Origin of the sequence: Legionella quinlivanii (assembly GCF_003265995.1) — a bacterium.
Lineage (GTDB): Bacteria > Pseudomonadota > Gammaproteobacteria > Legionellales > Legionellaceae > Legionella_C > Legionella_C quinlivanii_A.
In genome coordinates, this window is sequence record NZ_MVJN01000004.1 from 337,800 (window position 1) to 347,120 (window position 9,321).

The window sequence follows — 9,321 nt, forward strand, 5'->3', positions numbered from 1 at the left end:
AAAAGCCGCTAAAGTGTGCATGATTACTCATAATCAGAGGCATAGCGGCTGTGTTAGTATAATTATAGTCTATATGCCAAAATAGAGTCAATAATTGTGCCATCCTTTTGTTTTGGGGAAAAGTTATAGCAAAGAACTATCTTTTAAAGAACGTTCTACAGCTCACCAATGCGCCTTGATCATCTAAATATCCTGTTTCGGAGATAACTAACCGCTTATAATTATCCAAAATAAGCTTCTCACCAATAACTGTCCAAACAATGCTTAAATCATTTTTATCTAAGTATTCCAATAATTTTTCTTTGCTCATTAGCAAAATCGGATCGCAATTATGAATAATAGAAGGGTCAAAAACAATTAAGTTTCCATTCATTTCATACTGATAACCTAAAGTATCCCCTCTTTTTAATTCAACACCCTCTGCAAGCTCCAAACAAGGTCTTAAACAAGTTATGGTTTCATTTATAGACCTGTCCCTACCACTTTCAAGAATGTAAGTTTCTACGGTGGGTATCCCTAAACAGATAAATTCTTTTGTGTCAGGATCTGTTATATCTACGTCTGCTTGCCCTTGGATTTCCTTATGATATTTGTATGCTGGAGACCAATAGTATTCATTATAAAATACACTGTATAGCTGGTCACCTTCCGGCATCCATCTGCCAAAAAAGTTTTTCTTACAACCCCAAGAATAAAAATCTTCTCTACAACTTCTGGGTATTAAATAACTTCTGATTTGTAGATATAATTGCTTCCTTTTTACAAACTCCTTCTCGCCTAAAATTTTTGGCTCCATCCAGGTATCCATTCTCTCCAGAACCATCCAACTCTTACGGTTTTGGTCAGAATAATTAATAAGCGAATGAAAATCAGGTATATCCTCTTCCATTTCTATCCAAGCATCATCAGTCAAACCCCAATCTGAATAATTGATTGCCCCCGCCCTCTCTGTATCAGAAGTAGCACAAGTACCTATTTTTATAATGGAAGGATCAATATCTCTGACAAAAGGTTCCCAAGGTCCCTCATATTGTTTTACTGTACCATTCCAATGTGCTTTCATCTGACAGTTATCTGAAATTCTCGCCAATAACTCATGGAAAACCATCCATTGATATTTTTTTCCAATTCGCTCTAAGCCTGAATGTCTAACACTTCCTGAATCAATGTTTTGATCGAAGTGTCCATGTAACTTCGCATCATATCCATATTTAGTAAAAATTAAATCCACTGCTAAATTACTCATATTATCAATATTGACGTTCCAAGCGCTTATGGCTGGTTGGAAAGTATATCGACCAAAATCCCCGTATTGTGCGATTCCTCGCCCATATTCAGTTGCCATTGATGATATAATCTGATTTTGTGCACGATAATAATCTTCAGAAGAGGCTAGCTTATACTTCTTGTCTATTTCTTCAGTTGCGGGGAAGTATTCAGGCATACGACTTTTATAAGGAGGTCTAATTTTGTTAACATCTATTGATAAATCAAAACCAATTTGCAATGTATATTCTATGATTGAACGGGCATAATCTCTAAGCAAAATATGTGGATATATTTCATTTTCAACATCAAATATAATGCCATAAATATAATTGCTTAAATTAATCAGTTTGTACTTTTCTTTAGCATACATACTACAACCCAAAGCAACTGCAAATAGTCGTTCATATATATAAGGGTCGTTTACTTTCTCAAATAGTTTTAAAATCTCAATAAGTGTTGAAATTCGGTCTTTTAGTAAGTTTATTAATGCCTTAGTGGCTTTATCTCTTAGGAAATTATTTGTTGAGGATAAAAACCACGCCAAACAAATTGAAGCAAGTTTGATTGATTCCTGAAGAAAATTGTTTTCATCATTAACATTCAAACCCCATTGAACTAGAAGCCAAATGCTTGAGCCCTCGTAAAACTCATTACATAGAAAGATTGTCCACCAACTATCTCTAATAGCTAGGGATTGCTTTATCATGATTTCATGTAGATAAAGAGAATTGAGACAATTTGTTGGCTGAGCACAAAGTGATATAATTGTTTTCAAGAAAAAATTAATACTATGCTTACTACGCCAAATATTATTTATGTAATCACTATTCTTTGTGGATAAGCAGGGTAGTTCCCGCCATTTTAGGCTTTGTATAAACGACTCTTGCACAACTGATGTATGAGAAAAATCCTCTAATAATTCGTATATTTCTTTATCAAATTTTTCCGGCATAAGAATAGCCAGAATTTCTAATAACCCTTGATTTCTTATACAACTAATCTTGTCCTTGAAACATGCTAATAGCATTTCACACGGATGAAATCCATCATCTTTTATTGATTTTTCTAAAAGATAGTCTCCTAAAATAAAGTCTTTCACCCTTTCAAAAGAAAATGATATTCTTTCTTCATTAAGCTTGCCATTATAAATATTCTTTATCAGAACTCCTTCGGATATTAATTGAGTTAATAGATCTTTTACTGGATAATGCAATTCGTTCTGCATTAATTTATTTAACAATACAAATGCGTCTAAAAAAACTAATTCTGAAACCCCTTTTTCTGCCATTTCTTCAATAATCTTTTGTAAAGATTTTTTTACGATTTTTATTTCTTTAGGTATATTTAATTTGCTAGATATAGCTAAATTAACAGAATCCAAGTATGTGTATACAATAGTTGACATGCCCTTAAAACCTATAAGTGAAGAGCACCCCTCTGATTTACTAATAGCTTCACATAATAGTTTTAATAATAAAGGATTCTGAAATTCAGGATGCAATAATGGGATATTTGGCGCGACTAATCCATAGTAGTGAAAAAATTGCTGAGCTGCTGTGTCTACACAGTTAGCGAATCCTATGTGAGTATATAAAGTAAATGGCAACTTACTAATTCCATTAGGAAAAATTGCATCCATATATGTAGTTCGTATTGATAGTACTAGCCCGAGCCATTCATATTTTTGTATCAAAGCCACAAAACTATTAACATTGCCCGGCCAAAAATTAACACCTCTTCCTTCGTTTATTGCATCGATGTATACGATTAACCGCTCTTGTTGAGCTTCACCCTTTGCATTCAATGAACCTAAGAATTCATCAACTTTACATGTTATATTAAGTTTTTTTAAAATTTGATGCCAAGGATTATCGTCTGTAACAAAGTGTTGTCCTAAAAGAAGAAAATTATTTGGAGATCTAGCATTCCTTTCCAATATCACATCTGCAAGTAAATGTGATTTACCTGCACCAGCATCACCATTTATAAGAAGGAATGGCTCATTACTTAGTGTTGCTAAGGGGGATTGAGTATAGTCTATTAAATCGGATAAGTATTGAACTAGCTTGGTCAGTTCGTGATATACCCGCTTGTCATTTATAATACTTTTTGCAAGGTTACTTATAGTTTCATTAAGTTGATTTAAAATTGAATAAAGTAGATGCCATTGAATGGATTTTGTGCCTGTGAACTCGGTAGAAACATAAGTATTATATAGTCTCTCAGATAATTCTTGAATTCGCTCTTTTTGTTCACCTAAATACTTTTTAGTTGATAAGTCATTAAGTGCGGTAAATACCCTATCAAAAATACCTTTTGTTTGATTTAAAAAAAATTCGTCTCTATACAAACCTGAAAATAAATCTTTAATCTCAAGTATTATGTTGTTTTCAGGTGTGTATCGTGTTCCTAAATCTAAAATTGCTTGCTTAGTGACATCGAGACACCACTTTGAAGTAAATTCTTCTATATTGAACCAGTAATACACCAATCCTTCATGCGGAGATATCTTCTCAATTAAATCACTTGACCACCAAGCTTCAAATTCAACCTCCATTCCTTTTCGTCTAGCAAGTGCAGTCCATTCTTTTTTTTTATTAATCCACTTATCTAGCATTGAGATTTTGCCTTTAATTCTCGCGTCTGGTGGATCAATAGGAATAGCAACTATGTATTTCTTTAAATTTGGTCTTGTTTCCAATGCTCTTTTAATTGACTTATCTATTTGACTCCATTGGGTAGTACTTAAGCTGGAAAGAAAGAACTTAGCTTGCCAACCCCATTCATCTCCATTGTTTAATACCCAGTAACACTCTACACCTGCATCAGGCTTTCCTAATCTTATAAAATGTCCATCATTGACTTTTTCTTTGTAAGCTAATTGACAAACTAATTCTTCAAAGCCTTCTTGCTGGGATCCATTTATAGATCTTATCATATTCCAGTTCATCGTATTCACTTCTGTTTTTGCTACTTAAAATAGTTCACATCTAATTACAGCATTTATTCATAGTAGATTTCTAAAGTAGCTGATTGCAATACCAATGATTCTATCACCCCCATTGATATTAATTTTTGTATTTGCCCAAGCATCATTTTTTACTATAAGCTCAAATTCATGTTTGTGAGCTTGAGTATTTAACTGTTTTAATTCGCGAATGAGTATTTTATTTTCACCAGCAAAATGAGCTGCAATAATAGCTCCTGGGGTATAGCCATGATCTGGATCAATAATGACAATGTCATTCACTAATAACAAAGGAGCCATACTCTTATCACTAACTCTGAGAGCAAAAGTATTACAGCTTAGATTTTTCATTTGCTCTTCATTTAATGGAATGTGTGGCGTTAGTGCATCCGGTCCATCGGTTTTAGCACTAGAAATCCACCGCTCATGATCTGTAGCTTGTTCATAGTCAAGTAATGGTACCAAAAGAGTAGACTTATTGTTCTGAGAATTTGAGTTTGCAGAACTAGATTGTTCAGATAAACACATTAAATATGAAGGTGAGATGCCTAGTACTTTGGCCAAACATTTCACCTCTTCTAAGCCAGGTGTCCTTATTCCCTTTTCCCAATTATTCAAACGAGACTGAGAAAAATTCCCTGCCAGCTCCGCTAATTTGGCTTGTGTTAAATTTTTGGCTTTTCTGGCTTGCTGTATGCGCTGACCAATTTGTTCTTTGATATTCATTCAATTTCTCTCCACAGAAAATCCATGAATAATAGTTGATTTAATCACAATGTGTGATATATTTTTCATATTATCACTTAAAGTGATAACTTTATAAATTAATAACCTACATTATCACGTTTTACAAAAATTAAGAATAAAAAAGTTAAGGAATGCATTACCAATGGATTATTTCACAATTAATCACAAGGAATTGACTGCATTGAACGGTTTACCCTTTTTACAACGCTTGATTTACCTGCAAGGCATTCGCCCTTATATGGATAGACAAAATGCCATAGTAGGCATTAAACGCAAGATCAGTCATCAATCGATAGCTGAAGCGCTTTATGTTGAACCGCACCCCGGAATACAAAGCGGAAGTCCAAGCAAAGATCAGATCCGCCGAGCCATTAAAGGATTGGAAAAGGCTGGTTTAATCGAAAATCACAGTACTGAGCACGCGCTTATTTTAAAGTGCTTATTAGCGACTGAGCGTTTTTCTGCCCAAAATAAACCCGCCATCAAGGCGCCACACCATTCCGCCATTGTGGATATCTCCAATAGCCCAGACGGGGCAAGGGCTTTTGATGCAATTACTCAGCAAGCCACCATAGACAAAAAGGCGGAACCCGCCATACCTCATAATAGTAATAATAATTATTTATTTTTTTTATATAAACAATTCGAGCAATTTTGGTCGGTGTATCCAGTCAAGCGCTCAATGCCTCAAGCACAGCAGGCTTTCTTGGAATTAAATCCATCTGCCGAACTCTTTCAGCGCATGATGAATGCCTTGCATCAGCAAATCGCTTACTACGACCAACAAATAGCTCTCAAACGCTGGATGCCCAACTGGAAAAACGCCAGTAACTGGATATCCCTGCAATGCTGGAACGATGAATTACCGACTCAACACCAAAAGGACGAGCACCATGCAACACATCAAAAGCCTACTTCAGCAACCAGCGGCTACGACCCGCTTTGGGCAACCTGTAGACCTCGACAGGAAGCCAAAGCCGAAGAGCCCTCCAACGTCATCGCCTTTCCAAGAGCCTCCAGCGTAACACATTAACGATTTATTTTTGAAATTTGCGTCTTATTACGGCGCGGTATGGCGTGCACACATGAAGGAAGAGGGGTTTATCGTGTTTATGAAAAACGAGTGGCAAATCAGCTTGAAAGAATTTACACCGGCAATTATTCGTGAGGCAACCGACCATTGCCTGAAACGCAAGCAACTTCCGCCAACCTTACCGCAATTTTATGACCTGTGCCGAACCTTGCTCATTCGGGAAAAAGAACAGGAGGCATTAAAGAACAGAGCACCGAATGAGCGAGCTACTCCGGCTTCACTCGAGGTCGGGCGCAGGTACTTAAAACTAATCAAACAAATGTTACACAGCAACTAAGGGAGAACACCATGCTGATTTTGGGAAGACGAGAAGGCGAATTGATTCTGATTGACAAGGGTCAAATTCAAGTGAAGGTGCTGCATCTGGATAGCGACTTGATTCACTTAGGGTTCAAATCCTCAGTAAGTATCGATATCGACCAGTGCCAGCGATTTTGATTTCAAAGAGTTACGGCGTAAGAAAATGACTATTTATGTCGGCTTTACCGATGACGACATGGAACGATTAGCGCCTTTACTCACCTTATTCTGGCAGCAATTAATTTCAGCCATGATTCGAGAAATCCCTGATCCTAAAAAAGAACCGTATCCCTTATTGTGTCTAATTGATGAATTTTCCTCCTTAGGCCGTATTGAGCGATTAAGGCGCTCGTTGAAGCTGCTTCGCGAATACCGGGTGCGCTGTATTCTGATGTTTCAATACATTGCCCAAACCTATGAAAAATACTCTCAAGATGAAGCCAAAGCCTTTACCAATATCAAAACAAAAGTGGCGTTTACCACTGACGATTTAGGCGATGCCGAGTTCATCAGCAAAATGTTAGGCACTAAAACGCAACGGGTAGCGAATGAATCCACTTCTCTACAGGCACAAGGCATTAGCAATAGTCATGGAAAAAATTATCAAGCCGTGCCATTAATGCGACCTGAAGCAATTATGAAGATCCCGGCAGAGAATACCTTAATCATGCGTTCCGGCTTTCCTTCGGTAAAAGCTTCTCAATTTATTTGGTATAAGGAGACACTGAAGAATCTACAGCAACCCGCTTTAAATTTACCACTTAACAAGATAGATCGAATCGAATTCAAACGAAAGGAGGTTTTCAACTCCGAATTTGCAGAATTACTTTAATCCTACAGTATGATAATTTCATTCTGAAGCCAGATTTTTAGCAACATCAAGCGAGCGAGTTTGAGTATCTTTGTTTATTTAGCTTAAACGCAATACATACAATCCAAGTTTGAAGATTGGCTTAAATCTTTACAAGATAGGGTCGTGGGTGGAGCGAATGACACGCTAATAATTATTATGAATGATGAAATTATTCAAAATCCTTAGGTTTTCTTTCTCTCTCTACTGTAATTTAGTTAATAGGTGAACCCTTATAACTGCGCCAATAAGGCAATGTTTCAGCCCTAATAGTTATTTATATAATAATCTATAATATGAATGACTATCTATAATTTATTTTGCTCAAAAACTCATAACCTGTGTTTAGATAAAAAATTCAATTAACCTATCGGTGATTAAATGTTTCTAGGATCTAAAGAAAGAAAAGAACTCATTATAAAAGAATTCATATCGCTTCTTGAAAAAAACAATGGTTTGTGTCTTTTGCATAATCATAATGATTTGGCTTTTTGGGAAAATTTAATTAGCATCCTTCCATCTTTGACTTCAGTAAAACATATTTATTTTGAATTCACAGATGGAAAAGGTGTTAAAGATAAAGTTCCTGTTTCAAAAAATTCCCCTGTGTTAGAAGCCGTGAAAAACTTTTGTCTAAGTCCAGAAGTCCAAACCGATGAGGATTCTGAAAAAGAGTTGCAAACCTACATGTTAGGCAGGCTACTTGATTGTATTTCACTAACTGATATGGTGATGTTTTTTGTCGATGATCCTGAGCGTGATAAGAAAACTAATGCGCAACGAAATGATTATATGTTTGAATGTATCGAACATCTTAAAGCGGGCTTAAATGATAATGAAAACTACCTTCTCATTACAGGAGCAGCTCATTTTGAATTAGCCGATAGATTACAAGCCCCCATTTTGATGGTTGGCAGCTCTTTTTATAATGAAAATGTTACCAATAGAGATTATATAGCGGTAAAGCACAAAGAAAGTGTAGCCTCCAATACCATGCAATCGGTTGAGTTTATTGCTGATACAATAATAACTACGGCGATATCGCCTTATCAAATGACAGAAAGTAAAAGAGACTTTTTCATCTATCCTGGTGATTGGAATTTAAACAAAGATACCTTAAGTAAAATTGAGAATATCCAAAAAATGACGGGTTTGGGTATCTCCTTAGAGCTAGGAAGGCCGACAAAGCGAGATAAGCAAACAGGAAGTATCTATTATGCCGATAAGTCACCGTCAATAAGACTAATCATTGCAAAGAATGATTTATCCGATGAGGCTTTTAAAAACATTATGCGTTATTTGAAAGGAAAATCAAAAAGTTCTGAATATTTTTCTTTTTGGGATACAAAAGACAACGCCTCTGTTACTAGTTTAAAATCAAATAAAAATCAATTGACTTTAACATTTTACACGAATAAATCGTTCATAAATGCTATCGATACCTTGGATCGTTCTTTATCCTCTGTCAATCCATCATTAACGTTAAGAAAACCTTAAGTTATTAAAAGATTCGATCTGCAATAACTATTTAAGGGCGAAGACCCTGTACACATGTGCTATTTTTACAATAACTCTGATGTTGTTCTATTAACTCGAAAGTTGATCATATCGGGCAGTATCCGGTGATGATCAGCGAGCGTCGCCGTCGGATTAAACGTCGGAGTGATGCTCCGATGGAGAATTCATAGTCGGTTAAAAACCGAAGATGTATTTGTAAAAATAGGAAGAAGCTGGATGTTTATAGAGCAAGATCTTGTCAAGTACATGAGAAACAAGTACTCTCACCGCGATGCTTCGCAGGGTGTCAACAGGAGCACAACAATATGGCACTCTACAAAAGAGATGGAGTGTGGTGGGTCGATATCTACCACAAAGGAAAAAGAGTACGTAAAAGTACTGGGACTGAAATAAAGCAGGACGCACAACAGTTTCATGACTTACTCAAGCACGAGTTATGGTCAGAAAAAGGCTCTACCCCAATGAAGGGGGCACTTTAATCAAATTAGTATAAACTAAGTCCTTGATTTAGCGATCAAAAGGAGATTAAAGTGCCCGGATACAATCTTATCCTAAATTTACCTGGGTTTTCCATAG

7 protein-coding genes and 1 pseudogene are annotated in these 9,321 nt (G+C 36.1%); 6 read left to right on the forward strand and 2 right to left on the reverse strand.

Translation table 11 applies throughout. The features are described 5' to 3' along the window. Positions 1-136: 136 nt before the first annotated feature. Both B1207_RS06895 and B1207_RS06900 read right to left on the reverse strand, forming a co-directional pair. The gene (locus B1207_RS06895) at positions 137-4,219 is read right to left on the reverse strand and encodes a hypothetical protein (RefSeq protein ID WP_146740037.1); all 4,083 of its coding nucleotides are present in this window, start codon (positions 4,217-4,219) and stop codon (positions 137-139) included. Positions 4,220-4,276: 57 nt separating this feature from the next. After that, positions 4,277-4,963, reverse strand: coding sequence for a helix-turn-helix domain-containing protein (locus tag B1207_RS06900; RefSeq protein ID WP_112219262.1), 687 nt, complete (start codon positions 4,961-4,963; stop codon positions 4,277-4,279). 163 nt (positions 4,964-5,126) lie between these two features. Here B1207_RS06900 and B1207_RS06905 point away from each other — a divergent pair, with 163 nt between their 5' ends. From B1207_RS06905 to B1207_RS16080, 6 genes and pseudogenes are all read left to right on the forward strand, one after another. After that, positions 5,127-6,017, forward strand: coding sequence for a hypothetical protein (locus B1207_RS06905; RefSeq protein WP_112219263.1), 891 nt, complete (start codon positions 5,127-5,129; stop codon positions 6,015-6,017). A gap of 52 nt (positions 6,018-6,069) precedes the next feature. Beyond that, positions 6,070-6,354 (forward strand): hypothetical protein, encoded by a 285-nt coding sequence (locus B1207_RS06910; protein ID WP_112219264.1) that lies wholly within the window; start codon positions 6,070-6,072, stop codon positions 6,352-6,354. Between the two features lie 11 nt (positions 6,355-6,365). Continuing rightward, the gene (locus tag B1207_RS06915; protein ID WP_112219265.1) at positions 6,366-6,515 is read left to right on the forward strand and encodes a carbon storage regulator; all 150 of its coding nucleotides are present in this window, start codon (positions 6,366-6,368) and stop codon (positions 6,513-6,515) included. Further along, positions 6,490-7,209 (forward strand): type IV secretory system conjugative DNA transfer family protein, encoded by a 720-nt coding sequence (locus B1207_RS06920; RefSeq protein ID WP_367379934.1) that lies wholly within the window; start codon positions 6,490-6,492, stop codon positions 7,207-7,209. The genes B1207_RS06915 and B1207_RS06920 overlap by 26 nt, the downstream gene beginning before the upstream one ends. A 399-nt stretch (positions 7,210-7,608) precedes the next feature. Beyond that, on the forward strand, positions 7,609-8,724 hold the full coding sequence (locus tag B1207_RS06925; RefSeq protein ID WP_112219267.1) for a hypothetical protein: 1,116 nt from the start codon (positions 7,609-7,611) through the stop codon (positions 8,722-8,724). Positions 8,725-9,050: 326 nt separating this feature from the next. Next, positions 9,051-9,194 (forward strand): annotated as a pseudogene (locus tag B1207_RS16080) (site-specific integrase); the annotation flags it as partial. Positions 9,195-9,321: the final 127 nt, after the last annotated feature.